Annotated in this window: 22 protein-coding genes and 2 pseudogenes; 8 read left to right on the top strand and 16 right to left on the bottom strand. The window is 73.6% G+C overall.

Annotated elements, in window-relative coordinates; translation table 11 throughout:
* Positions 1–71: 71 nt before the first annotated feature.
* Positions 72–368: a heavy-metal-associated domain-containing protein gene (locus tag ICC28_RS17595; protein WP_188289538.1), complete on the bottom strand. Its 297-nt coding sequence runs from the start codon at positions 366–368 to the stop codon at positions 72–74.
* A 190-nt stretch (positions 369–558) separates the two neighbouring features.
* Here ICC28_RS17595 and ICC28_RS17590 point away from each other — a divergent pair, with 190 nt between their 5' ends.
* The gene (locus ICC28_RS17590; RefSeq protein WP_188289537.1) at positions 559–1542 is read left to right on the top strand and encodes a hypothetical protein; all 984 of its coding nucleotides are present in this window, start codon (positions 559–561) and stop codon (positions 1540–1542) included.
* 48 nt (positions 1543–1590) lie between these two features.
* Here the strand turns inward: ICC28_RS17590 and ICC28_RS17585 are convergent, their stop codons facing one another.
* A complete protein-coding gene (locus tag ICC28_RS17585; RefSeq protein ID WP_188289536.1) occupies positions 1591–3426 on the bottom strand; it encodes a glycoside hydrolase family 15 protein in 1836 nt (611 codons plus the stop codon).
* A 79-nt stretch (positions 3427–3505) separates the two neighbouring features.
* A complete protein-coding gene (locus ICC28_RS17580; RefSeq protein ID WP_188289535.1) occupies positions 3506–4285 on the bottom strand; it encodes a DeoR/GlpR family DNA-binding transcription regulator in 780 nt (259 codons plus the stop codon).
* A gap of 116 nt (positions 4286–4401) precedes the next feature.
* On the opposite strand from ICC28_RS17580, the gene ICC28_RS17575 reads away from it, so the two are divergent.
* Positions 4402–5283 (top strand): SIS domain-containing protein, encoded by an 882-nt coding sequence (locus ICC28_RS17575; RefSeq protein ID WP_188289534.1) that lies wholly within the window; start codon positions 4402–4404, stop codon positions 5281–5283.
* Positions 5284–5303: 20 nt separating this feature from the next.
* On the top strand, positions 5304–6158 hold the full coding sequence (locus ICC28_RS17570) for a class II fructose-bisphosphate aldolase (protein WP_188289533.1): 855 nt from the start codon (positions 5304–5306) through the stop codon (positions 6156–6158).
* A gap of 16 nt (positions 6159–6174) precedes the next feature.
* Here ICC28_RS17570 and ICC28_RS17565 read toward each other — a convergent pair whose 3' ends face one another.
* On the bottom strand, positions 6175–7308 hold the full coding sequence (locus ICC28_RS17565) for a methyltransferase (protein WP_188289726.1): 1134 nt from the start codon (positions 7306–7308) through the stop codon (positions 6175–6177).
* Positions 7309–7444: 136 nt separating this feature from the next.
* On the opposite strand from ICC28_RS17565, the gene ICC28_RS17560 reads away from it, so the two are divergent.
* Both ICC28_RS17560 and ICC28_RS17555 read left to right on the top strand, forming a co-directional pair.
* Positions 7445–8086 (top strand): alpha-ketoglutarate-dependent dioxygenase AlkB family protein, encoded by a 642-nt coding sequence (locus ICC28_RS17560; RefSeq protein ID WP_188289532.1) that lies wholly within the window; start codon positions 7445–7447, stop codon positions 8084–8086.
* 71 nt (positions 8087–8157) lie between these two features.
* Positions 8158–9402, top strand: a complete 1245-nt coding sequence (locus ICC28_RS17555) for an ROK family protein (RefSeq protein WP_188289531.1) — start codon at positions 8158–8160, stop codon at positions 9400–9402.
* Between the two features lie 316 nt (positions 9403–9718).
* Here the strand turns inward: ICC28_RS17555 and ICC28_RS41530 are convergent, their stop codons facing one another.
* The 4 genes and pseudogenes from ICC28_RS41530 to ICC28_RS17540 all read right to left on the bottom strand — a co-directional run bounded on the left by ICC28_RS41530 (position 9719) and on the right by ICC28_RS17540 (position 11438).
* A complete protein-coding gene (locus tag ICC28_RS41530; RefSeq protein ID WP_188289745.1) occupies positions 9719–9862 on the bottom strand; it encodes a hypothetical protein in 144 nt (47 codons plus the stop codon).
* 226 nt (positions 9863–10088) lie between these two features.
* Positions 10089–10504, bottom strand: a pseudogene (locus tag ICC28_RS41525) (DUF2332 family protein); the annotation flags it as partial.
* A 74-nt stretch (positions 10505–10578) separates the two neighbouring features.
* Positions 10579–10791 (bottom strand): annotated as a pseudogene (locus tag ICC28_RS41520) (DUF2332 family protein); the annotation flags it as partial.
* Between the two features lie 32 nt (positions 10792–10823).
* On the bottom strand, positions 10824–11438 hold the full coding sequence (locus ICC28_RS17540; RefSeq protein ID WP_188289530.1) for a TetR/AcrR family transcriptional regulator: 615 nt from the start codon (positions 11436–11438) through the stop codon (positions 10824–10826).
* Between the two features lie 70 nt (positions 11439–11508).
* On the opposite strand from ICC28_RS17540, the gene ICC28_RS17535 reads away from it, so the two are divergent.
* Complete coding sequence (locus tag ICC28_RS17535; RefSeq protein WP_188289529.1) at positions 11509–12441, top strand: alpha/beta fold hydrolase; 933 nt, start codon at positions 11509–11511, stop codon at positions 12439–12441.
* A 449-nt stretch (positions 12442–12890) separates the two neighbouring features.
* Here ICC28_RS17535 and ICC28_RS17530 read toward each other — a convergent pair whose 3' ends face one another.
* Both ICC28_RS17530 and ICC28_RS17525 read right to left on the bottom strand, forming a co-directional pair.
* Positions 12891–13436 carry an ATP-binding protein gene (locus ICC28_RS17530; RefSeq protein ID WP_188289528.1) on the bottom strand — a complete coding sequence of 182 codons (546 nt, stop codon included), beginning with the start codon at positions 13434–13436 and terminating at the stop codon, positions 12891–12893.
* A 185-nt stretch (positions 13437–13621) separates the two neighbouring features.
* Positions 13622–13945, bottom strand: a complete 324-nt coding sequence (locus ICC28_RS17525) for a hypothetical protein (RefSeq protein ID WP_188289527.1) — start codon at positions 13943–13945, stop codon at positions 13622–13624.
* Positions 13946–14276: 331 nt separating this feature from the next.
* Here ICC28_RS17525 and ICC28_RS17520 point away from each other — a divergent pair, with 331 nt between their 5' ends.
* Entirely contained in the window at positions 14277–15401 is a 1125-nt protein-coding gene (locus tag ICC28_RS17520) for a PLP-dependent cysteine synthase family protein (RefSeq protein ID WP_188289526.1), read from the top strand.
* 34 nt (positions 15402–15435) lie between these two features.
* Here the strand turns inward: ICC28_RS17520 and ICC28_RS17515 are convergent, their stop codons facing one another.
* Both ICC28_RS17515 and ICC28_RS17510 read right to left on the bottom strand, forming a co-directional pair.
* Positions 15436–15909 carry an SRPBCC family protein gene (locus ICC28_RS17515; protein ID WP_188289525.1) on the bottom strand — a complete coding sequence of 158 codons (474 nt, stop codon included), beginning with the start codon at positions 15907–15909 and terminating at the stop codon, positions 15436–15438.
* A gap of 59 nt (positions 15910–15968) precedes the next feature.
* Positions 15969–16799, bottom strand: a complete 831-nt coding sequence (locus ICC28_RS17510; RefSeq protein ID WP_188289524.1) for a DeoR/GlpR family DNA-binding transcription regulator — start codon at positions 16797–16799, stop codon at positions 15969–15971.
* 281 nt (positions 16800–17080) lie between these two features.
* Between ICC28_RS17510 and ICC28_RS17505 the strand changes: the two genes are divergently transcribed.
* On the top strand, positions 17081–19456 hold the full coding sequence (locus ICC28_RS17505; RefSeq protein ID WP_188289523.1) for a hypothetical protein: 2376 nt from the start codon (positions 17081–17083) through the stop codon (positions 19454–19456).
* On the opposite strand, the gene ICC28_RS17500 is transcribed toward ICC28_RS17505, so the two are convergent.
* The 4 genes from ICC28_RS17500 to ICC28_RS17485 all read right to left on the bottom strand — a co-directional run bounded on the left by ICC28_RS17500 (position 19426) and on the right by ICC28_RS17485 (position 24050).
* Complete coding sequence (locus ICC28_RS17500) at positions 19426–21849, bottom strand: right-handed parallel beta-helix repeat-containing protein (RefSeq protein ID WP_188289522.1); 2424 nt, start codon at positions 21847–21849, stop codon at positions 19426–19428. The two genes, ICC28_RS17505 and ICC28_RS17500, sit on opposite strands and share 31 nt — an antisense overlap.
* A gap of 108 nt (positions 21850–21957) precedes the next feature.
* On the bottom strand, positions 21958–22563 hold the full coding sequence (locus ICC28_RS17495; protein WP_188289521.1) for a hypothetical protein: 606 nt from the start codon (positions 22561–22563) through the stop codon (positions 21958–21960).
* Between the two features lie 185 nt (positions 22564–22748).
* Positions 22749–23576, bottom strand: a complete 828-nt coding sequence (locus tag ICC28_RS17490) for an MOSC domain-containing protein (RefSeq protein WP_188289520.1) — start codon at positions 23574–23576, stop codon at positions 22749–22751.
* A 42-nt stretch (positions 23577–23618) separates the two neighbouring features.
* A complete protein-coding gene (locus ICC28_RS17485; RefSeq protein WP_188289519.1) occupies positions 23619–24050 on the bottom strand; it encodes a DUF6643 family protein in 432 nt (143 codons plus the stop codon).
* Between the last annotated feature and the right edge of the window lie 102 nt (positions 24051–24152).

The following is a 24152-nucleotide window of genomic DNA, read 5'->3' as shown; positions in this document are numbered from 1 at the left end:
GGCCGGGACCCGGGCGGGGCGGGTCCCGGCGGGGGAGGGGAAGTGCGGTCAGGCCCGGTGGGGCGGTGCGGTCAGGCCCGGCCGGTCAGCTCGTAGCCGGCCTCGTCGACGACCTCGGCGACGAGGGTGTCGTTCGGCTCCGTGGTGCTGGTGACCGTGACGAGGCCGGTGCCGAGGTCGACGTCGACGCCGGTCACGCCGTCCAACTCGCCGATGACCTTGGTGAGCGTGGCCTTGCAGTGGCCGCAGGTCATGCCGGAGACGGCGTAGGTGGTGGTGACGGCGGCGGCCGTCTGCGCGGGCGTCGCGGAGGCGGTCGAGCAGGTGCCGGAGGGGGAGCAGCAGGACGAGGTCGCGGTCGTGGACATGGGGTTCCTCCCGAGTGCGTGGTCCATGGGGGGCGGGATACCGGCTGGGGGTATCCTTGCCGGACACCATGTATACCCCTGGGGGGTACTGAACGCAAGCCCGGACTCGGGTTGACTTTATACCCCCTAGGGGTATGGTGAGCCGCATGGAAAGGCCTCGCAGGGAGGCCCTGACACCCAGGAGACCGTCATGCACGCCGGACTGAAGATCACCGCGTTCGCCGCCGGGCTGGCCGCCACGTTCGGCACCGCCTACGGAGTCGGCCAGAGCGTGGGCTCCGTCACGGACGACCCCGCGCCCGCCCGCCACGAAAGCCACGCCGAGCCCTCACCGGCCCCGGAGGAAGGCGGTGGGCACGCGGCGGAGGGCGGGCACGGCACGGAACCGGCCGGCGGACTCCAGATCTCCGAGGCCGGCTACACCCTCGACCTGCGCACCCCGGCCGTCACCGCCCGCGAGCGCACCGACCTGCGCTTCGTCATACGGGACGCCAGGGGCCGCGCGGTCACCGCGTACGAGCGCGAGCACGACAAGGAACTGCACCTGATCATCGCCTCGCGCGACCTGGTCACCTACCGGCACCTGCACCCCACCCGCGCCGCCGACGGAACCTGGAGCACCCCCGTCGACCTGCCCCGCGCGGGCGGCTACCGGGTCTTCGCCGACTTCACCCCGGCCAAGAAGGGCGCCGAGAACCTCACCCTCGGGGCCGACCTCGCCGCGTCCGGGTCGTACGAGCCCCAGCGCCTGCCCGCGGCCAGGGCCACCGCCGAGGTCGACGGCTACCAGGTCACCCTGGACGGCACGCTGCGCCCCGGCGCGGGGAGCGAACTGAAGCTGAACGTCTCACGCGACGGCAAGCCCGTCACCGACCTCCAGCCCTACCTCGGCGCCTACGGCCACCTGGTCGCCCTGCGCTCCGGCGACCTCGCCTACCTGCACGTCCACCCCAACGGCGAACCCGGCGACGGCAGGACCGCGTCCGGTCCCGGCATCTCCTTCACCGCCACCGCCCCGAGCGTCGGCGACTACCGCCTCTTCCTCGACTTCAAGCACGACGGGAAGGTCCGCACGGCGGCCTTCACGGTCCGGGCCGGAGCGGCGGCACCGCAGGCGTCGGCCCCGGCGGGGGAGCCGGAGTCCGGGCACGACGAGTCCGGTCACGGACACTGATGCCCCGGGCCCTGACGGGCCGGCGGACGAGCCCGCCGGCCCGCCTCGTCATCCCAGCGCCCGGTCCAGGTTGAACGCGGCGCTGATCAGGGCGAGATGGGTGAACGCCTGCGGGAAGTTGCCCTGTTGCTCACCGGTGTGGCTGATCTCCTCGGCATACAGGCCGAGATGGTTGGCGTAGGTGAGCATCTTCTCGAAGGCCAGCCGGGCTTCGTCCACGCGTCCGGCGTGCACCAGGGCCTCGACGTACCAGAACGAGCAGATCGAGAACGTGCCCTCGTCGCCGTGCAGCCCGTCGGGGCTGGCCTGCGGGTCGTAGCGGTAGACCAGCGAGTCGGAGACCAGGTCGGCGGTCAGGGCGTCCAGGGTGGAGAGCCACTTGGGGTCGGTGGGGGCGATGAACTTCGTCAGCGGCATCATCAGCACGGCCGCGTCGAGCACGTCGTCGTCCTCGTGCTGGACGAACGCCTGACGGGTCTCGGACCAGCCCTTGTCCATGATCCGCCGGTAGATGGTGTCCCGGCAGTTGCGCCAGCGGACGATGTCGGCGGGCAGGCCGCGCCGGTTGGCCATCCGGATGGCCCGCTCGATCGCCACCCAGCACATCAGGCGCGAGTACAGGAAGTTCTTGCGCCCGCCCCGGGTCTCCCAGATGCCCTCGTCCGGCTGGTCCCAGTGCTCGCAGACCCAGTCGACCAGCGCGCACACGTCGTCCCACTGGTCGCTGGAGATGGGCTGCGCCCACTTGTCGTAGAGGTAGATCGAGTCGATCAGGGCGCCGTAGATGTCGAGTTGGAGCTGCTCGGCGGCGGCGTTGCCGATCCGTACCGGCGCGGAGCCGTGGTGACCCTCCAGGTGGTCGAGTTCGCGCTCGGTCAGATCGGTGCGGCCGTCGATGCCGTACATGATCTGCAGCGGTCCCGAGGGCTTGCCGTCGCCGGGACTGATGTGCCGGGTGACGAACTTCATGAACGCCTCGGCCTCGCCGGTGAAGCCCAGCCGCAGCAGCGCGTACACGCAGAACGCGGCGTCGCGCACCCACACGTACCGGTAGTCCCAGTTGCGTTCCCCGCCCAGTTCCTCGGGCAGGCTGGTCGTCGGCGCGGCGACGATGGCCCCGCTGGGCGCGTACGTCAGCAGCTTCAGCGTGAGCGCCGAGCGGTGCACCATCTCCCGCCACCGGCCACGGTACTTGGACGCGGACAGCCAGTGCCGCCAGTACGCCACCGTCGAGTTGAACTGCTCCTCCGCCTCCGCCCTCGGGCAGCGGCGGGGCGACACCTCGCCGCCGACCTGGTCGAGCGCGAACACCGCGGACTCGCCCTCGGCGAGCTTGAACTCCGCCCGTACGTCGGGGCCGTCGGCCTCCAGCGGCACGGTCGCGGTCAGCCCGAGCGACAGCTTGGCGGACTCGAACACGGCGACGTCGCCGTCCATCCGGACGCTGTGCCGCTGGGTGCCGTACTCGAAGCGCGGGGCGACCCGGGTGCGGAAGGGGATGGAGCCGCGCACGCACAGCACGCGCCGGATCAGCCGGTGGCGTTCGGTCTCGACCGAGGCACCGTCGACGGGCATGAAGTCCTGTACCTCACCGACGCCGTCCTCGGTGAAGAACCGGGTGATCAGGACGTTGGTGTCGGGGAAGTAGAACTGCTTGGTGCGGGCCGGGACGGCGGCCGCCAGCTCGAAGCAGCCGCCGCGCTCCGCGTCCAGGATCGCGGCGAAGACGCTCGGGGCGTCGAAGGACGGGCAGCAGTACCAGTCGATCGTTCCGTCCGTGCCCACCAGGGCCACGCTGCGCAGATCGCCGATCAGTCCGTGCTCGGCGATCGGCAGGTACCGCGTTTCCCCCGGAAACTCCTGGTCGCTCGGTGCTGTGCTCATCGCAGCCTCCCGTGGCCCCCGACATGCGCCTGGAGTCCCAGCGTAGGCGGGAACGGGCGCCCCCGGGCCGGGAACGGCCTCAGACCGTGACGACCTCGATGCCCGTCTCCTCGAAGCGCCGGACCGTCTCCGGTGCGGCGGCCGTGTCGGTCACGAGCGTGTCCACCGCCTCGGCGGCGCAGATCCGGGCGAACGCCCGGCGGCCCAGCTTGCTGGAGTCCGCGGCGACCACCACGCGCCCGGCCCGCTCGCACAGCAGCCGGTTGATCGCCGCCTCCGCCTCGTCGTTGGCCGCCGCGCCGTGCGTGACGTCGAAGGCGACGACGCCGAGCACCGCCACGTCGAGCGTGATCTGCCCGAGCACGCCGTCCGCGAGCGGTCCGATGAGTTCGTACGACTGCGGGCGGGCGACCCCGCCGGTCACCACGATCTTGAACTGGGGGCGTACGGCAAGCTCGTTGGCGATGTTCAGCGCGTTGGTGACGACGGTCAGCGCGGGCGAGCCGGACGCCAGCTCGCCGCGCACGGCCAGCGCGCGGGCCACCTCGGTCGTCGTCGTGCCGCCGGTCAGCCCCACCGCCTCACCGGGTGCGACCAGCGCGGCCACCGCCTTGGCGATGCGTTCCTTCTCCGAGGCGTGCCGGGCCGTCTTGTAGCGCAGCGGCAGCTCGTAGGAGACCCCGTGCACGACCGCGCCGCCCCGGGTGCGCACCAGCATCTGCTGCTCGGCGAGCTGGTCGAAGTCACGCCGGATCGTCGCGGCCGAGACCGACAGCTCGGCCGCCGCCTCCTCGACGTCCAGCCGGCCGCGCTCGACGAGCAGTTCCAGCAGCGTCTTCCAGCGGGCGTCGCGCGACATCCGCAGCCTCCGTTCCTCGATCTTCCGGCGACCTTAGCGCACCCACTGATTGCTTGATTCTGCTTGAAACCTCGCAGTATGTTGCAGGAACAAGCAAAAGTTGGGGAGGGGTAGCCATGACCCACGTCGAAGAGGAACTGGCCGCGCAGCCGGAGTGCTGGGCACGGGCAGCCGCGCAGGCGCCCGCGCACCGCGGGGCGCTGCCGGCACCGGGGGAGCGGGTCGCGATCGTCGGCTGCGGCACCTCCTGGTTCATGGCGCAGTCCGCCGCGGCGCTGCGCGAGGCCGCGGGCCAGGGCGAGACCGACGCCTTCGCCGCCTCGGAGTTCCCGCACGGCCGCGCCTACGACCGGGTCCTCGCCCTCACCCGCTCCGGCACGACCACCGAAGTGCTCACGCTGCTCGGGGAGTTGAAGGGGCGCACTCGCACCGCCGCCGTCACCGCCGACCCGGCCACCCCCGTGACGGCCGCCGCCGACGACGTCGTCGTCCTCGACTACGCCGACGAACGCTCCGTGGTGCAGACCCGGTTCGCCACCACCGCGCTCACCCTGCTCCGCGCCCACCTGGGCCTGCACACCGACGCCGTCGTCGCCGACGCGCGCACCGCCCTGCGCACCCCGCTGCCCGAAGGCCTCGCCGAACGCGCCCAGTTCACCTTCCTCGGCCGCGGCTGGACGGTGGGGATCGCCCACGAGGCCGCGCTGAAGATGCGCGAGGCCGCCCAGGCGTGGACCGAGTCCTACCCGGCGATGGAGTACCGGCACGGCCCCATCAGCATCACCACCCACGACACGGCCACCTGGATGCTCGGCGAGGCCCCCGAAGGCCTGGCCGAGCAGGTCCGCGCCACCGGCGCCACCTGGGTGGCGGACACCCTCGACCCGCTCGCCGGCCTGATCCGTGCCCAGCGCCTGGCCGTCGCCGTCGCCCGCTCGCGGGGCCTCGACCCGGACCGGCCGCGCCACCTCACCCGCTCGGTCGTCCTCGCCGACTGACGCCCACGGAAGGACCCGCCGTGCCCCTCGTCACCACCGGCGAACTCGTCACCCGCGCCGCCGCACAGCACTCCGCCGTAGCCGCCTTCAACATCATCACGCTCGAACACATCGAGGCCGTCGTCGCGGGCGCCGAGTCCGTGCACACCCCCGTCGTCCTCCAAGTCAGCGAGAACGCCGTCAAGTTCCGCTACGGCCGCCTCCTGCCGCTCGCCCGCGCCGCCGTCGCCGCCGCCGAACGCGCCGACGTGCCCGTGGCGTTGCACCTCGACCACGTCCAGAGCGACGAGCTGCTGCGCCAGGCGCCCGGCGCCGGATTCAGCTCCGTCATGTACGACGCCGCCCGTCTGCCGTACGCCCAGAACCTCGCCGCCACCAGGGTCGCCGCCGACTGGGCCCACGCCCAAGGGCTCTGGATCGAGGCCGAGTTGGGCCAGATCGGCGGCAAGGACGGCCGGCCCGCCCTCGACGCCCACGCCCCGGGCGCCCGCACCGACCCCGCCCAGGCCCGCGCCTTCGTCGCCGACTCCGGCGTGGACGCGCTCGCCGTCGCCATCGGCAGCACGCACGCCATGACCACCCGCACCGCCGCCCTCGACCACGAGCGCCTCAAACGCCTGGCCGCCGTCCTGGACGTACCGCTCGTCCTGCACGGTTCCTCCGGCGTGCCGGACGACGAACTCACCAAGGCGGTCACCGGCGGCATCGCCAAGGTCAACGTCGGCACGGCTCTCAACATTGCCATGACCGGCGCGATCCGCACCTTCCTCGCCGCCCACCCGGAAGCCGTCGACTCCCGCAAGTACCTCAGCGTCGGCCGGGAGGCGATGGTGCACACGGTCGCCCACCTCATCCGCACCCTGACGATCCGGTGAGCCCGGCGTCGCGCGCCTACCGCTTGACGGCCCGCAACACCACGAACTTCGGATCACCGGCCACCACCCGGCTGTTGCCGAACAGCCGCCGCAGCTTCACGTGGTAGCCGAGGTGCCGGTTGCCGACCACCCACAGCTCGCCGCCCGGCTTGAGGGCCCGCTTCGCCCCGGTGAACATCCGCCACGCGGTGGCGTCCGTGGTGGCCTGGTGGGAGTGGAACGGCGGATTGTTCAGTACGAGGTCCACGCTGTCGGCCGGCACCCCGGCCAGCCCGTCGCCGACCCGGAACTCGGCATGGCCCGGGACCCCGTTCGCCCGGTACGTGGCCTCCGCCGACGCCACCGCCTGGAACGACTCGTCGACGAACAGCACCTCGGCCTGCGGATTGGCCAGCGCCACGGCCGTCCCCACCACGCCGTTGCCGCAGCCGAGGTCCACCACCCGCTGGGCGCCCTCGCTGCCCGGCAGGTGCGCGAGGAAGAACCGCGTGCCGATGTCCAGCCGGTCGGCGCAGAACACCCCGGCGTGATTGACGACCGTGCGCCCCGACACCGCACCGATGCCCTCGGGCAGCGCATACCGGTACGGCCAGGGGGTGTCGCCGGGCTTCAGCGCGGGATCCGGCGTGCTGAAGACCAGCCGCGCCTTCTTCTCGGCCAGGGAGGTCCGCGTCGGCCCGACGATTCGCTCGAACAGCCTCAGCGTCGAGGTGTGGATCTCCTTCACCATGCCCGTGCCGACGACGACGGTGTCCGCGTGCAGGGCGGGCGCCAGCCGCAGCAACTGGTCCTCCAGCAACGCCAGGCTCTTCGGGATCCGCACCAGCAGTACGTCGATCCGGCCGGGCGGCGGGTCCTGCGTGGTCAGCAGCCGCACCGCCCCCGTCTCGACGCCCGCCCGCTCCAGGTTCGCGCGGGTCGCCTCCTGCGCGAGATGCGAGTCGGTGATCTGCACCGGCCGGTGCGCGGCGAGCGCCGTGACCAGCGCGCCCCAGCGGTCACCGACGACCACGACCGTGCCGGACAGCGGGGTCCCCTCGTCCGCGAGATGCCGCAGCAGGTACTCGTCGGAGGCGTCCCAGGCACGCAGCCTGTCACGCGGGTCCTCGGGGAAACGGGCCAGCGCGAACTCGCCCCAGGGGGTCGTCATACGGTCGTTCATCGTGCGTCAAGGCTAGCGGAGCCGCAGCTCAGGCCGCGTCGACGTGGGGGCCGGGGCAAGACCCGCTTCCCCCGCGAGGTCGCGGGGGCCTGCCCGCTCCCCGGTGGTCGGGCAGCATGGCCCCATGGCCGCAGAGCTGTTCCCCAGAGCCCGTACCGAGGTCGCACCGGGCGCCGTCCACCTGCCGGACTGGCTCGACGCGACACGCCAGCGCGAACTGGTGGAGGCCTGCCGGGAGTGGGCCCGCCCGCCCGCAGGCCTGCGCACGGTCCGCACCCCCGGCGGCGGCACCATGACCGCCCGACAGGTGTGCCTGGGATGGCACTGGTATCCGTACGGCTACGCCCGCACGGTCGTCGACGGTGACGGCGCCCCGGTGAAGCCGTTCCCGCACTGGCTGGGGGAGCTGGGCCGGAGCGCCGTGCGCGAGGCGCTGGGGACGACGACCCAGCCGTACGACATCGCGCTGATCAACTTCTACGACGGCGACGCCCGCATGGGCATGCACCGCGACAGCGACGAGCAGGCCGACGCGCCGGTGGTGTCCCTGAGCCTGGGCGACACCTGCGTCTTCCGGTTCGGCAACACCGAGACCCGCACCCGCCCCTACACCGACGTCGAGCTGCGCAGCGGCGACCTGTTCGTGTTCGGCGGCGCGTCCAGGCTCGCCTACCACGGCGTGCCCCGCGTGCACCCGGGCACCGCCCCGCCCGAGTTGCGGCTCACCGGGCGGCTGAACATCACGCTCCGGGTCAGTGGCCTGTAGCTCCTGCCCGGCGGATCATGCCGGGTGGGCCCCGGACCGGACCACGAGCGGATCATGGGAGACTCGCCCACATGAGCGGCAAGGCTGACCCCCGGCCGGCGGGGGAAGGGACCACCTCCAGGACGCGGTTGGACCGGGGACGCGGTGCGCTCGGGCCCGCTTTGGAGCTCGTGCACACCGGCCGTGCCCCGACCCGGGCCGTGCTCACCGCCGAACTCGGCGTGACCCGGGCCACGGCCGGCGCGGTCGCCGCCGAACTGGAGGCGCTCGGGCTGATCCGGGTCGACGCCCGGCCCGGCGCGGCGGCCGGGTCCCAGGGCCGGCCCTCGCACCGGCTGTCGGTCGCCGAGGACGGACCGGTCGTCCTCGCCGCCCAGGTGCACTCCGACGGGTTCCGGGCCGCGCTGGTCGGCCTCGGCGGGCGGATCGTCGCCACCGCGCCGGGCCGCGAGACCGTCGACGCCGACCCCGCCAAGGTGCTCGGCTCCGTGGTGGAAGCCGGGGCCGAACTGCTGCGCGGCAGCGGGCGGCGCTGCGTCGGCGCCGGGCTCGCCGTACCGTCGGCGGTCGCCGAACCGGACGGGCTGGCCCTCAACCCGCTGCACCTGCCGTGGCCGGTGGGCGCGCCCGTCCGCCGTATCTTCGCCGAGCGGATCCGCGCGGCCGGGATCACCGGACCGGCGTTCGCCGCCAACGACGTCAACCTCGCCGCGCTCGCCGAGCACCGGCACGGCGCCGGACGCGGCGCGCGGGACCTGCTGTGCGTGGCCACCGGGCACCGGGGCGTGGGCGGCGCGTTGGTGCTGGACGGCCGCCTGCACACGGGCAGTTCAGGACTGGCGCTGGAGGTCGGCCACCTCACCGTCAACCCCGAGGGTCGCCCCTGCCACTGCGGCAGCCGCGGCTGCCTCGACGTCGAGGCCGACCCGCTGGCCCTGCTCACCGCAGCGGGCCGCGAGCCCGGACCGGTGGTGTCCCTGCTCCAGCAGGCCAACGACCTGGTCCGCAACCACGCCACCGAGCCGGCCGTACGCCGGGCCGTCGAAGCGCTGATCGACCGCCTCGGCCTGGGCCTGGCGGGCCTGGTCAACATCCTCAACCCCGACCGCATCATCCTCGGCGGCCTGCACCGCACCCTCCTGGACGCCGACCCCGAGCGACTGCGCGCGGTCGTCGCGGACCGCAGCCTGTGGGGCCAGAGCGGCGGAGTCCCTATCCTCGCCTGCACCCTGGACCACAACAGCCTCGTCGGCGCCGCCGAACTGGCGTGGCAGCCGGTGCTGGACGACCCGCTGTCCGCCCTCGCCGACAGGTGACCGACCGCACAGGACACCGATCAGCGCATCCCGGCTCGGCCGTGCGGACCACGATCCGCAGATCCCCGCCCCGCGCGGTGAGGACGTCGCAGTCCAGGGTCAGCCGCCCCACCTGTGGACGGTCGATGACCCTCGTCCGCATGACACGGGCGGGGCCGGACGGCCCGACCGGCGGCTACTTCCCGGCGGACGGCCCGCCGCCCCGGTAGACGGTGGCGGACCGGCCCGGCCGCTGGTCGTCCGTCAGGCTCCACAGGGCCGCCACCAGCGGCCGGCGCAGATCCGCCCGCCGTACGCACAGCCCGATGGGGAACGACTACGGCGGCGGATCCACGGGCAGCACCGACAGCCGGTCACGGACGGCACTGCGCTCCAGCACGAGCCGGGGTACGACACCCGTGCCGCAGCCCAGGGCCACCAGGGTCAGCAGCGCCTCGTGCCCGTCCGGCTCGCAGGCCACCTCCGGCACCGGGCCGCGGGCGCGGAACCACCGGTCCGCGGCCTCCCGGACCAGCCCCCGGGTGAGGCAGCACGAACGGCCCGTCCAGGCCGGGGTCCACCCGGCCCCGGGCGGTGACGAACGCCGGCTCGGTGACGGCCACGGTCCGGCTCACCAACGGCTCCGGCAGCCGTGCCGGGACCTCGACGGGATCCCCTCGCGGCAGCAGGGGAGGGGCCGTGGCCGCCAACGCCGGTTCCGCGTCGAGCCGTGCGATCGGCTCCCGCCGGTCGAGCCCCGGGCAGGTGCGCAGCCGGCGGGCGTCGTGCGCGTCGGTCACGTCGAACGGATCGACGTCGAGGCCCATCCGGGTGACGACCTCGGGCATCGCCCGTGCGGGGACGGGCCGTTCCCCCACGAGGGAAGCCGACGACTGCACGGGCGAGGACGGGTCGCCGGCGACCGGCCGTCGCTGTACGTGATGCCGACACGGTCGACGGTGAGGTTGAGCCCGGCCGAACAGCCCACGTCGATCAGGCCGACCGCGGGCGCGTCCGCGCGGCGTGCCGCTTCGGGAAGGGCCGGATACAGCACGGCGCAGCGTCCGGTCTCGTCGGTCCGCGGGGGCCGGCGCGCGGCGACGGCCGCGACGGTGGCGGTGATGCGCGGCAGCGTGCCGATCGCGGCCTCGGCGACCGCGTCGCCGTCCCCGGCGGCATGGGCCGCGGCGCACGACCGGCCAGAGCGAGGTCGTGCAGCGGGGCGAGGATCACGGTGGGGTGCCGCCTGCGCGCCGGAGCCGCCTGGATGGCGCGCAGCGCCTCGTCGGACACGCTCAGGGCAACGGCGACGCGCGCGGACAGCGGCGAGGTCCCGGTGGCGTCGGCCTCGCCGAACGGCCGGTAGGCCTGAGCGAGCGTGCGGATCCTGTCCGTGGTCGGTGCCGGCATCCCGGTGATCGCAGGTGTGCTGACCGGTGAGGTCAGGGCCTCAACCGCGCGGCCAGTCCCGCGAAGTAGCTCCGGTGCACGGCGGTCAGGTCCACCTGCTCGGGATCCAGCAGCCACAGCAGATGGGCCCCCTCGAGGAACGCGGCCGTCTCCACGGCCAGGACCGCCGGATCCAGATCGGCGCGGGCCGAGCCGTCGGCCGCGGCACGCGTGAACAGGGCGACCAGATGGGCCCGCAGCGCCCGGCCGCGGTCCCGGAACCAGGAGTGGAGCGCGGCGCCGGGCTCCAGGTTCTCGGCGGTGAGCGTGGTGTGCAGCGCGGCCAGCTCGCGCTCGGCGGCGGCCGTGTGCTCGGCGTCCCGCACGAACCACTCGAAGGCCTGGGCGAGGGTGGGCTCGGCGTCCGGCGCGGCGGACAGCCGTTCCAGAGCGCGCCGGTCGGCCTCCTCCAGTACGGCCCGGACCAGTGCGTCCTTGCTGCCGAAGTGGTGGATGAGGGCGGAGGGAGTGACCCCGGCCCGCTCGGCGACGGCCGCCACTCCGGTGCCGCGCACCCCGTGCCGCGCGAACAACTCGATCGCGGCGTCGACCATGGCGCGGCGCCGCTCCACGCCCCGCTTCTGCACCTGTCCCTTGACTCCGGCCATGGAGATCAGCCTACGGAGCCGGCGGAAAAACCGGTGCGGCTCCGGACCCTGACCATTATCCTGAATGACCATGCAGGAAAATACACTGACGAACGACCGCCCGACCGGCCGCGAGCACACCGTCCGCGCCGGCGACCTCACCCTGTGGGCGGAGGACTTCGGCGATCCGGAACACCCGGCGCTGCTGCTGGTGATGGGCGCGCAGGCCCAAGGCGTCCAGTGGAACGACGGCCTGGTCCGCCGCCTGGTCGACGGGGGGCTGCGGGTGATCCGGTACGACCACCGCGACACCGGCCGCTCCTCCACCGTCGACTTCGCCACGCGGCCGTACACGATCGCCGACATGGCCGACGACGCGCTCGCCGTCCTGGACGCGTTCGGCGTCGAACGGGCGCACCTCGTGGGCGCGTCCCTCGGTGGCGTCATCGCCCAGCGGCTGGCCGTCACCCACCCGCACCGGGTGCTGACCCTGACGAGCCTGTCGTCCCAGCCCCTCGGCACGGACACGGCGGCGGCGGTGCAGCGCGCCCTCGCGGGCGAACCTCCACTCCCCGGCGAACTGCCTCCGCCCACACCCGAGTTGCTCGCCGCCCTCATGTCGACCTTCCCCGAGCCCGGGGCCGGTCTTGAGGAGTACCTCGCCACCAGACTCCCGCTGTGGCGCGTCCTGCACGGCTCGGTGCTGCCGTTCGACGAGGACGAGTACCGCGCGATGGAACGGCGGGTGTACGAACGGGCCCGCGACCTGCGGGCGCCGCTCAACCACACCTATGCCGGCGCCGCAGGCGGTGACTCCACGGCCGACCTGGCCTCCGTCACCGCACCGACCCTGGTCCTGCACGGCACCGAGGATCCGATGTTCCCGCCCGCACACGCCGAGGCCACGGCGTCCGCCATTCCCGGCGCCCGCCTGGTCCTGATCGACGGCATGGGGCACACCCTGCCCGCTGCCCTGGACGCCCACCTCGCCGACGCCGTCCTCCGCCATACCGGCCGGGGCTAGAGGCCGCCCCTGAACCGTGCGGCGGGGGCTGGCCGCCAGTTCCCCGCCGCAGTTCGGGGCAGACGTCGTTCGCGGCATCACCGCACGGCACGCGCAAGACGCACTCGGAGGGGTGGACGCGGGTCGGCGCGCCCATCGACCGAGCGGCGCTCCCGCAGCCTCGCCTCGGCTTCCTCACGCCCGCCTCGCTGCGGCACGCGCAAGACGCACTCGGAGGGGTGGACGCGGGTGGGTGGCGCTCCCGCAGCCTCGCCTCGGCTTCCTCACGGCCGCCTCGCTCGGGACCGGCTGGGCGCCCCGGCCGTCGCGGCCGTCTGCGTCATCGGCGAGACCGTCCATGCGCCTCGGCCGTACGGTGGTCACGGCCGCCCACGGCCCGGTGGCCGCGGGAAGGCGGGCGCGCGCTCCGCGGGCAACCGGCCCGTCAGATCTGACCTGTCACCGCCCGGTCAGCCGGCAACGGCCGACCGGGCGGGAGCATGTTCCGGAGCGCGGCGCAGATCGACTCGATGCTCGACCTCCGTGAACCGGCGCGCGGGCTTCTCGACGGCCTTGCGGCGCGGCGGCCGGGCCGCCGCGGCCCGTGCGGAGGCGGGCGTGGGCAGGGTGAACCACACGACCTTGCCCGACTCGCCGTCGGGCCGCACACCCCAGCTCTCGCTGACGGCGGCCACCATCGCGAGGCCGCGCCCGCAGGTGGCGAGCGGTGCGACGTCCTCCATGTCCTCCACGACCGGCAGACGCGGGTCGTGGTCGTGCACGGAGACCATGAGCCGGTCGAGCAGCAGCTCGATCTCCACGGTGCACGTCTTGTCGGGCTGTGCGTGCTGGTGGACGTTGGTCAGGAGCTCGGTCACACCGAGCGCCGCCCGGTCTATCAGAGGATCCAGATGCCAGTAGCGCAACTGCGCTGAAAGGATTCTGCGGACCTGGCCGATCCGCGACGGCAGGGCTTGAAGCTCCACCGTGCAGTGCCTGCTTGGGTGACTGATCACGGCTGCGACTCCCCGACTTGAGGTCCGGAAGAACAGGAGTTCGGATCGAACCAGCAGAGTGCCTGAGTGCAACGGCCGCCTGCTGTCGTGGCCGGCGGGCTGGTTCGCAGCGTTATCGCCGGTAAACCCAGAGTGACGTGTTACCAGCGTGACGCAAGGGGTGAAACCCCGCAACTCGCGGTGGCTCAGCGGCTACGCCCCGCAGCCTTCCGTACGGCCTCGATGAACCGGCGTGCGGCGGGTGGACCGGGTTCGCCCGGTGCCGGGTCGTGGTCGCCCAGGGTCAGCAGGTACCGCTTGCCGTTGAGGTCGGCCAGCGCCCGGTCGTCCGGGGCGAACCAGGGCTTGGAGGCCCGTACCGTTTGCACGGGCGCACTGTCGATCTCGCTTCCGTAGCTGGTGAGCAGTTCGAGCCGACCACCGCTGATCCGGACCTGTCCGGCCCGGGTGAGCGAGCGCAGCCGCTTCCCGATCCGCACGCCCGTGGCCGTGAACTCCGGCTCCGCCATGCCGCCCCGCCCCCTTGTGCGCGTCGGTTTCCCGGACCGTGCGCCGTGTGGCCCGAGGTCCGGCTCGTGTCGTGATCCAGTGTGCGCCCCCGTTCGGTGCAGTCTGCACGCCCCCGGCGCCCAGCACCAGTGCATGCGACGGCCCGGCCCCGGCAGCTGAGGGAGCACTCGGCGAATGCGCCCCCAGCGGCCGCCCGGCGCGGTGACCCCAGGGTGGTCTTTGAGGTGCTCAAAGACGTGTTTATGCAGGTGAGGAGCGTGCGGAAGGTGTTTATGATCGGGGCGCCGGCCGCGCGAGGCGGCCTCGGCGTGAAGCGTAAGGAGCCCCGCCGTGAGCACCCCTCGGCAGACCCGGACCGGCGCAACCCTCGATGTCGACCACAGTGACGTCACCTACCGCGGCTGGCTGAAAGAAGCCGTGCGCAAGGTCCAGGCCGACGCCAACCGCTCGGCCGACACGCACCTGCTGCGCTTCCCGCTGCCGGAGAAGTGGGGGATCGACCTGTATCTGAAGGACGAGTCCACCCATCCGACCGGCAGCCTCAAGCACCGGCTGGCCCGTTCGTTGTTCCTCTACGGCCTGTGCAATGGCTGGATCCGGCCGGGCCGCCCGGTGATCGAGGCGTCCAGCGGCTCGACGGCCGTCTCCGAGGCGTACTTCGCGAAGCTGATCGGGGTGCCCTTCATCGCCGTCATGCCGCGCACGACGAGCGCCGAGAAGATCCGCCTGATCGAGTTCCACGGCGGGCAGTGCCACTTCGTGGACGACCCGCGCACGATGTACGAGGAGTCCGCCCGCCTCGCGGTGGAGACCGGCGGCCACTACATGGACCAGTTCACCTACGCGGAACGGGCCACGGACTGGCGCGGCAACAACAACATCGCCGAATCCATCTTCCGGCAACTGGAGTTGGAGCGGTTCCCCGAGCCCGCGTGGATCGTGGCCACGGCCGGCACCGGCGGCACGTCGGCGACCATCGCCCGCTACGTCCACTACATGCAGCACGACACTCGCATTTGTGTGGCCGATCCGGAGAATTCGTGTTTCTTCGAGGGCTGGACCACCGGCGATCCGGACGTCACCTGCGACTGCGGCTCGCGCATCGAGGGCATCGGCAGACCGCGGATGGAGCCGAGCTTCGTGCCCGGGGCGATCGACCGGATGATGAAGGTGCCGGACGCGGCGAGCGTCGCCGCCGTACGGGCGCTGGAGCAGGCCATCGGCCGCAAGGCGGGCGGTTCGACCGGCACCGGCCTGTGGAGCGCCCTGAAGATCGTTGCCGAGATGGTCGCCGAGGGGCGCCGGGGGAGCGTGGTGACTCTGCTGTGCGACCCGGGCGACCGCTACCTCGACAAGTACTACTCCGACACCTGGCTCGCCGAGCAGAATCTGGACATCGCCCCCTACACGACGGCGATCGAGTCCCTGCTGGAGACGGGCGTCTGGCCGTCCTGACCCGCCGGGGTGGCGGGTTTCCGCCGCCCCCGCCTCACCCGGCCAGCCGCCGGTCCAGCGAGGTCACCGCGTCCCGGAAGGCGCGTCCGAGGCCCGGCCGGGCGGCCTTCAGAAGGACCCGCAGGGCTGCCGTCCCGTCCGCCGCGAACGTCCACCGCACCCGCGTGCCCGTCCCGGCCGGGGTGAGGTGCCACTCCTCGACGAGGGCGCGCAGGCCGGGCGCGTTGGTGGCGGCGACGCCGTACGCGTAGACCTCGGGAGCCTTCGCCGTGAGGATGTGCTCCTGGAAGCGGATGCCGCCGCGCAGGGTGATCTCGCGTCCGGGACGGGGGTCGTCCACCGGGACGGCCCGTGTCACCGCCGAGAACCACTCCGCCCAGCCGGGCGTGTCCTCGGCGAGGGCGTGGAAGACGGCCTCGGGGGGCGCGGAGATCTCCCGGGCGAAGACGAGCCGTACCGGGGCGGACGCGACGAAGTCGGGTCCTTCTGGCCGGAGTTGGCGGAGCATGGACGCAACCCCCTCAAGGGCCGGTGGTGGCCGGAGGCGTCACCCTAGCTGACAGTGCGTCAGCTGTCTGTACCGTCCTCGGGCTCGCCCGCGACCAGTACCCGCCGCAGATGCTCCGAGATCTCCGCGCGCGCCTCGGCGGGCAGCCCGCCGTCCGTCACCAGCGTGTCGACCTGCTCCAGGGCCGCGAACGAACTCAGGCCCACCACACCCCACTTGGTGTGGTCGGCGACGACCACGACCCGGCGCGCCGACTGCACCAGGCGGCGGTTGGTCTCCGCCTCCGCCAGGTTCGGCGTGGACAGCCCGGCCTCGACCGATATGCCGTGCACCCCGAGGAACAGCACGTCGAAGTGGAGCGCGGCGATGGCCTGGTCGGCGACGGGGCCGACGAGCGAGTCGGACGGGGTGCGCACCCCGCCGGTGAGGACGACCGTGGCGGCGCCCTGGCGCGGGCCCGAGGTGCGCTGCGCGACATGGAAGACGTCGGCGACCCGCACCGAGTTGGTGACCACGGTGAGGTCGGGCACCTCGACGAGCTGATGCGCCAGCGCGTACGTCGTCGTACCGCCCGACAGCGCGATGGCCGCCCCCGGGGCCACCAGTTGCGCCGCGGCGCGCGCGATGTCCTCCTTGGCCGTCAGCTCCAGGCCCGACTTGGCCTCGAAGCCCGGCTCGTGGGTGCTGGCCTCGACCACCGGGACCGCGCCGCCGTGCACCTTCTCCAGCACGCCCTGCCGGGCCAGCGCGTCGAGGTCGCGGCGGACGGTCATGTCCGACACGCCGAGTTTGCGGGTGAGCTCGTTGACCCGGACCCCGCCGCGGCGTCGGACCTCGTCCAGGATCAGGGAGCGCCGCTGCTCCGCGAGGAGGTTCTGATTCTCACTCACGTACGCTCCGGTTCCTTTCGCCTGGGGCCGTCCGACACGCCCTGCGCGCCTGTTCCGACGAGGAGGTTCTCACCGGTCCCGGGTGCGCGGGCGTCCCATCCTCGCACGCCGTGGTACACGACGCGCCACCGACCGGCCCGACGCGCGCATGCCACCCGCCCGAAGCCGGTCACCCGGATCGGGGAGATTCGGTGACGACGGGTGTGCGCCGCCCCCGCAGCGGAGATCCTTGTGCCCGCACGGACACAAGCCGACGGCTCGTCACGGGGGAAGTGCGAACAGTGGAGCGTGCGCCGGAAGACGCCTCGAACGCCCCGCGGACCGGGGAAACCGAGAAGACCGAGAAGACCGAGAAGACCGAGGGCACCGAGAAGGCGGAAACCGCCCTGGAGCTCCTGGTCCACGGGGTGGGCGGCACCACCCCCGAGGAGATGCTGGACGATCCGCGCACCGTGCGGATCACCGGCGACGACACGGCGGCCGTCTTCCGGCGCGCCGACGACGCCGACGCCGAGTCCCGGCCGGAGGACTACCGCGGCAGGCCCGTGCCGGAGGCGTACGTCTGGTGCAACCTCACCTCCGGCAACGGGGCCCGCGCCCTGTGGCTGCTGCTCCTGCCGTTCATGGTGGTGAACCTCGCCCACTGGATGCGCCCCAGCACCCGCGGGCGGGCCCGCACCGTCCGGTTCTACGGCCTGCTGGTCCGCCTCGCCGGGCTCTCGCTGACGGTCCTGCTGGTCGCGGCGGCCTGCGAGGTGGCGCTCGACCTGGCGGCCTGGCAGTGCGCGGGCACCCGCGCGTGCGCCGACCGGCACTCCTGGCTGGGCTTCCTCACCCCCGAGGACTCCGCCGGCGGCTGGTGGAGCCGCCCCGGCCGCCGCCTCGCCCTGGCCGCCCTGATCCCCCTCGCCCTCACCGGCCTGCTCTGGTACCTCTCCCACCGCACCTGGAGCGCCTACGAGTCCCAGCAGCCGCTGACCCGTGAGCGGGAACCCGACGAGGACACCGACCGCACCGCGCTCGGCCGCCCCGGCTTCTGGTACGGCCGGCGCCTGGTCGCCCGGCTGCGCGCCGCCCACACCGCCGCCGGTCTGCTGACCGTCGCCGCGGCCGTCGGCACCTCGGCGGCCGCCTTCGACCACCGTCCCGGCGGCCCGGCGGCCCTCGACGCGCTGGGCCGCCTGCTGGAGGCGGCGCTCGTCGCCGGAGCGGCCGTCGTGGTGTGGGTCGTGTGCCGCCGGGGCCGCAGCGAGCGACGCCTGGACCGGGAACTCGACCGGCGCCTGGTACGACGCCTGCCGCTCGCCGCGCTCGCTCTGCTGGCCCTGACCCTGGTGTACGCCGGCTGGGAGCGCCCGGGGTGGGAGTCCGGCGGCCGGCTGCCGGGCGACGCGGCCTTCGGCGCCCTCGCCTTCGCGCAGGGCCTGATCGTCATCGTCCTGGGCGTGATCGCCCACCTCCTGCACCGCACTCACCCCGACGCGCGGGCGGCGCTGCACGGCCAGGGCGGGCCCGCGGTCGCCATGCTGGCCTGCGCCCTCGGCGGAGTGATGTCCGGCGGAGTCGCCCAACGCGTGTCCGACTGGCTGGACGGCACCGGCGCGTCCATCGACGGACCGCCGGTCGTGCTCACCTGGCAGGCGTCCGTGATCCCGCCGCTGCTGCTCCTGGTGCTCCTGCTGTGCCTGTGGGCCGGCCGGGACACCTGGCGACTGAGCCGCGCCGAACGCGCCCTGGTGGAGCGGGACTACCCGGACGAACCCAAGGATCCCGCGCGCACCCGCCGGATCGCCCACACGCGCGCGATGGCCGGCCTCACCGACCGGGGCCCGCTCCTGGTCGCCGTCGTCTCCGCCTCCACCCTGCTGCTGGGCGCGGCCGCCCTCGTGGGCGCCCTGACGAGCGACGAGACCCCCGCGCAGGCCGCCGAGCCGGCGCACGACTTCGTCCAGGGGGCCGCCGAGACCGCGCAGGCGCTGGGCTCCTGGCTGATCGGCCTGGGCTTCATACTGTTCGTCACCTGGGGCCGGCGCGCCTACAAGGACGCCTCCGCGCGGCGCACCATCGGCATCCTGTGGGACGTCGGCACCTTCTGGCCGCGCGCCGCCCACCCCTTCGCCCCGCCCTGCTACGCCGAGCGCGCGGTGCCCGACCTGACCTGGCGGATGGCCACCTGGACCCGCGCCACCGGCGGCCGGCTCGTGCTGTCCGGCCACTCCCAGGGCAGCGTCCTGGCCGCGGCCGCCGCCTGGCAGCTGAAACCCTCGGTACGCAAGCGGGTCGCCCTGCTGACCTACGGCTCCCCCCTGGAGCGCCTGTACGGCCGCTGGTTCCCGGCCCACTTCGGCCCGGCCGCGCTCAGCGCCCTGCACCACGAGGTGGACTGCTGGCGCAATCTGCACCGGCCCACCGACCCCATCGGCGGCCCGGTGCGGCTGCCCGGCGACTGCGGACCGGAGGTGGACCGTGCCGCGCTGAAGGACCCGATGGCGTACGGCCGCACCGACCTGCACCCGCTGCCCGCGCCGATCCTCGGTCACTCCGACTACCAGGCCGACCCGGCGTTCGCCGAGGAACGCGCGCGGCTGCTGGCCCGCCTCCGGCCCGAGCTGCCGGCCCCGCGGGCTCAGGACACCTCGGGCAGGTCCTCCGCGTAGAGCAGGGTCAGGTCGTCGGTGCTGGGCTCCGCCAGCTGGGCCACCCGGCTGGCGTGCCGCTCCACCATCGCCTCGAACGTCTGGCGCGCGGTACGGCCGTTGCCGAACGCGGGCCCCTTGGGCAGGTCGGTGAAGTACTTCAGCAGGGCCTCCGGAGCGCCGGGCGCCAGCCGGTACTCGTGCTCCTCGGCCTGCTGCTCCACGATCCGCAGCAGTTCCCCCGCGTCGTAGTCGCAGAAGGTGATGGTGCGCGAGAACCGGGACGCCACACCGGGGTTGACGGAAAGGAAGCGTTCCATCTCCGCGGTGTAGCCGGCGACGATCACCACGACCGCGTCGCGGTGGTCCTCCATCAGCTTCACCAGTGTGTCGATGGCCTCCTTGCCGAAGTCCCGGCCCGAGTCCTCCGGGGACAGCGCGTACGCCTCGTCGATGAACAGCACACCGCCGCGTGCCCTGTCGAAGGCCTCCTGGGTGCGGATCGCGGTGGATCCGATGTGCTCGCCGACCAGGTCGACCCGGGACACCTCCACGAGGTGGCCCTTGTCCAGCACCCCGAGGGAGGCGAGGATCTCGCCGTAGAGCCGGGCGACGGTGGTCTTGCCGGTGCCGGGGGAGCCGGTGAAGACCAGGTGCCGCTTGACGGAGGCGGCCTTCAGTCCCGCCTGCTGGCGGCGCCGGCCCACCTCGATCATGTCGGTGAGCGCGCGGACCTCGCGCTTGACGCTGTCCAGGCCGACCAGCGCGTCGAGTTCGCCGAGGACGTCCTTGGAGGTGCGGACCGGCTCGGCCGGCGCCTCCGGTTCGCTCGGCCGCGGGCCGGGGACCGTGCCGAGCAGGCCCGGTGACTGCGTGAGGGTCTGTACGGCGGTCTCGCGGACCGCGGCCGGCTGCCTGAGCCCCCCGCTCTCGTCGCCGGTGCAGTCCTCCACCACGGGCCCGGTCCCGGACGCCGGGTCGGGGCCGCCGTCGGCGAACTCGTAACCGCCGCGTGCGCAGCGCTCGGTCCGGCACTTCTTCAGCGTCGTGCGGCAGCCGTCGATGACGTGGAAGCCGTAGCCGGCGCTGCCGGTGACCCGGCAGTCGAGGAAGGAGCCCCGGCCGCCGGCGGAGACGTAGAAGCCGGCCTCGGCGGGGGAGTCGACCGTGCAGCGCTCGATGGTGGGGTCGGCGCCCTTGGTGACGATCACGCCGGTCTGCATGCCGTCCAGGGAGCAGTTGTTGAGGGTGCCGCCGCTGCCGTGGTCGCGGAACCAGGCCCCGGTCGCCGCGTCCCGGATGCGGCAGTCGTCGAGCTGCGCGGTGGCGCCGTCGCTCACCGACACGGCCGTGTTGCGCACCTGGGACAGGTCGCTGTCCACGACGTCCGCGCGCGAGCCGCGGTCCAGGACGAACAGGGCGTCCGGCACGTCGTGCACCCGGCAGGAGTCCAGCACCACGGTCGCCCCGTCGCTGACCCACACGGCCGGGTAGTCGCCGGTGCTGTCGAAGATCTCGCACTGGTTGGCGTCGACGCGGGTGCCCGGGTCCCACACGGACAGGCCGTTGCGCCCGAACTGCCGCACGCTGGTGCGGGTCAGCGTCAGCACGGAGCGGGAACGCAGGTCGACCGCGTTCTCCGGGATGTCGTGGATGCGGCAGTCGGCGAGCGTGAGCACGGCGTCGGTGTCGAGGGTGACGCCGTCGGCCGTGGTGCGGTGCACATCGCAGTCGGTGAGGTGGCCGGTGGCCCGGGCGGTGATCTGCACGCCGCTGCCGCGGACCTCGTAGATCTCGCAACCGACGGCCTCCAGCGCGGAGTTCTCGCCGGTCGCGCTCAGGCCCGCGCCCGAGGTGTGGTGCACCCGGCAGCGCTCCAGACGGGGGTGGGCCCCGCCGCGCACCGCGACGCCGGACTGGCCGGCCGCGACGACCTCGCACTCCTCGAACACCCCGCCCCCGCCGTCGAGTACGGCGATGCCGACGCCCGCGGGGTTGTCGACCGTGCAGCGCCGCACGGTGGGGCGGGCGCCGCCGCGCACCTCGATGCCGGCCGCGGAGCGGGTGACGATCCGGATGTCGGCCAGCTCCGGTGTGCCCTCCTCCACGAGCAGGGCGGGCGCCGCCGCGTCCTGGCCCTCCACGTGCAGGTCCTGGACGACCGCCGAGGCCCGTACCGTGAGCGGCACTCCGTCCACGGGCGCGATCCGCACCGAGCCGGGGGAGTTCTCCGGGCCGCGCAGGGTCACCGCCCGCTGCACGACGAGGTTCTCCCGGTAGGTGCCGGGGGCGACGGTGAGGACATCACCGTCGGCCGCCGCCTCCAGGGCTGCGGCGAGCGATGCGTACTCACCTGTGCGGCGCCGCCACCGCGACGTGCCGGTGTGCGTCACCTGGACCGTGCCCTGTGCCATGGCGTTGCTGTGCCCCCACCTCGTTGTCCGCGGGTTGGTCGCCGAGGACCTCGGCCGGTCCACCGTAGCGTGCGCGCACGCATCGGGTTGACCAGAGGCGGAAGGCCGTCAGCAGCCGGTGCCCGCCCGGCCCCAGTCGGGGCCCACGCGTATCCAGGCCTGCTCCAGGCGTGCGTACCGGCGGCGGACCATGTGCCAGACGATCAGCCGGCGCACCGTCTCGACCAGGCCGATGCTCACCAGGGCCGCGCCGAACCCGGCGAGCACGGCGTGGGTGGTGGCGGTCGCGGAGTCCAGCGGGCGGGCCGCCGGGCGGCCCTGACGGTCGGTCCACAGCGCGAAGCGGTCGCCGGGCCGCGGGGCGTCGAGGGCGGCCGTGACCGCGCCGCTGCGCGCGGTGCCGTCCGGGGCGGTCCAGTCGGCCTGGACGCGGGTGCGCGGCTCGCGTCCCGCCGCGGCCTCGGGATCGGCGTCCAGGGGCGCTCTGCCCAGTTCGGCGAGGACGGTGGCGGTCACCAGGTGGCGCGAGGACCGCTGTTGGCGCACGGACTCCTGCAGGGCGTCCTGGGCGAGGCCGCCGACGACGGCGCCCGCCACGGGGGCCGCGACCAGCACGGCCAGCAGGGCGGCCACGGCCAGCCAGGCCTCGGCCAGGTCGGTCGCGCGGCGCAGCGGATTGTGCCGCCAGCGCCAGAGTCCGCTGATCGCTCGCACCGTCTCCTGCACCCCCTTCCCGCTGTGCGACCGCCCCCGGCGGAGCCGTTCACGCGCGAGCCCGGTCGACGAGAGAGCGATACCCCCTGCGGCCGGGAGCCTCTCATGACCTGCTCGCGCCCCGCTCAACGACCGGCCCCGCGGCGGCGGTTCCCGCCCGGCTGCGGGGAGCGGGAGATTCCCGGTCAGGCCAGGGGCGTGACGGGGTCGCCGACGCGGATGGTGCCGCCGGTCAGCGGCACCAGGTTCTGCCCGAAGACGACCTTGCCGTCCTTGCGCCGGTGGCGTCCGAGGGAGTGCAGGGGCTCCCTGCCGCGCTCGGCGGTGGCCTGGTCGACGGTGGTGACGACGCACCGCCCCGACATCTTGGCGACCCGGAAGACGACATCCCCGATGGCGATGCGCGACCAGTCGTCCTCGGCCCAGGCGGGCGCGCCGGAGACGACGACGTTCGGCCGGAACCGGTTCATGGGCAGCGGCCCCTCGTCGGCGTGCTCGCCCTGGGCGATCAGGCGGTTGAGGGCGTCCAGGGACGCGGCCGAGGTCAGCAGCAGCGGATAGCCGTCGGCGAAGCTGACGGTCTCGCCCGGCCGCGCGTAGTCGGGATCGACGGGCCGGCGGGTGGCCGGGTCGTCCATGTGCACCAGCCGCACGTCGGCGCCGAGGTAGGTGCTGCACCAGGCGTGCGCGGCGTCGTCCTCGGCGAGGACCGCCTCGACCTTGTCGCGGAAGACCTGGACCGCGAGGGTGCTGTCCGGGCGCGGCACCGGCACGGTCAGCGGCGGCATGCCGGGCGCGGACAGCCGAAGGCCGCCGCCGGGCAGAAGCTCGGCGGCGGCCTTCGCCAGGCGCGGCTGCTGACGTTGTGTGACGACCTTTCCCCCGTCGTCGATCACCGTCCAGCGACGGTCCCCGGCCAGCCCCCAGGGCTCCACGAGGGACTCCCTCGGCGCGGTGCCTCGGAACGCCTTGACCGGATGGACGTGAATCGCCTGCAGTTCTGCCTTCCCCATGAGCTCATCGTGCCAGCAGGCGCTCAGGAGCCGCAGGAGAGGTCAGTAGCCGCGGTACTGCTGGTTGTTGTACGGGTCCTGATACGGCGTCGGCGCCGGGCGGGGGGCCGCGGGGCGCATCGCCTCGTAGCCTGTGCCGGGCATCATCGGCCGCGGTTGCTGGGCCTGCGGACCGGGATAGCCGCGGGGCGCGGACGCCTGCTGCGGGATGTAGGCGGCCGGCGCCTGCTGCAGCGGGGCGGGCTGCGCCGCCTGCGGGTAGCCGTACGAGGGCTGGGACGGGGCCGCCGGGAGGGCGGGCAGCGCCGACGGGAGCGCGGGCAGGTGGCTGCTGCCCGTGTCGTAGGCGGCGGGGACCCGGATCGGGGCGATCTGCGGGGTGCCCCGCTCGGCCACGAGCGAGTCGTAGATCGGAGTGTCCGGGAAGGAGGCGGAGTAGTAGCCGCCGCCATAAGTGGAGCGGGGGGAGGTCATGGCACATAAGGTAAGCCCACGATGTGCTGGTTGGGGAGACCGATAAGAGGGTTGTTTTCCGTGTCGGCAGAGGCGTGGGATCCCCAATGTGAGCGAACTTGG

Origin of the sequence: Streptomyces sp. TRM68416, from assembly GCF_014596915.1 — a bacterium.
GTDB lineage: Bacteria > Actinomycetota > Actinomycetes > Streptomycetales > Streptomycetaceae > Streptomyces.
The sequence above is the reverse complement of the archived record's forward strand: the minus strand, read 5'-3'. Positions and strand labels throughout refer to the sequence as shown.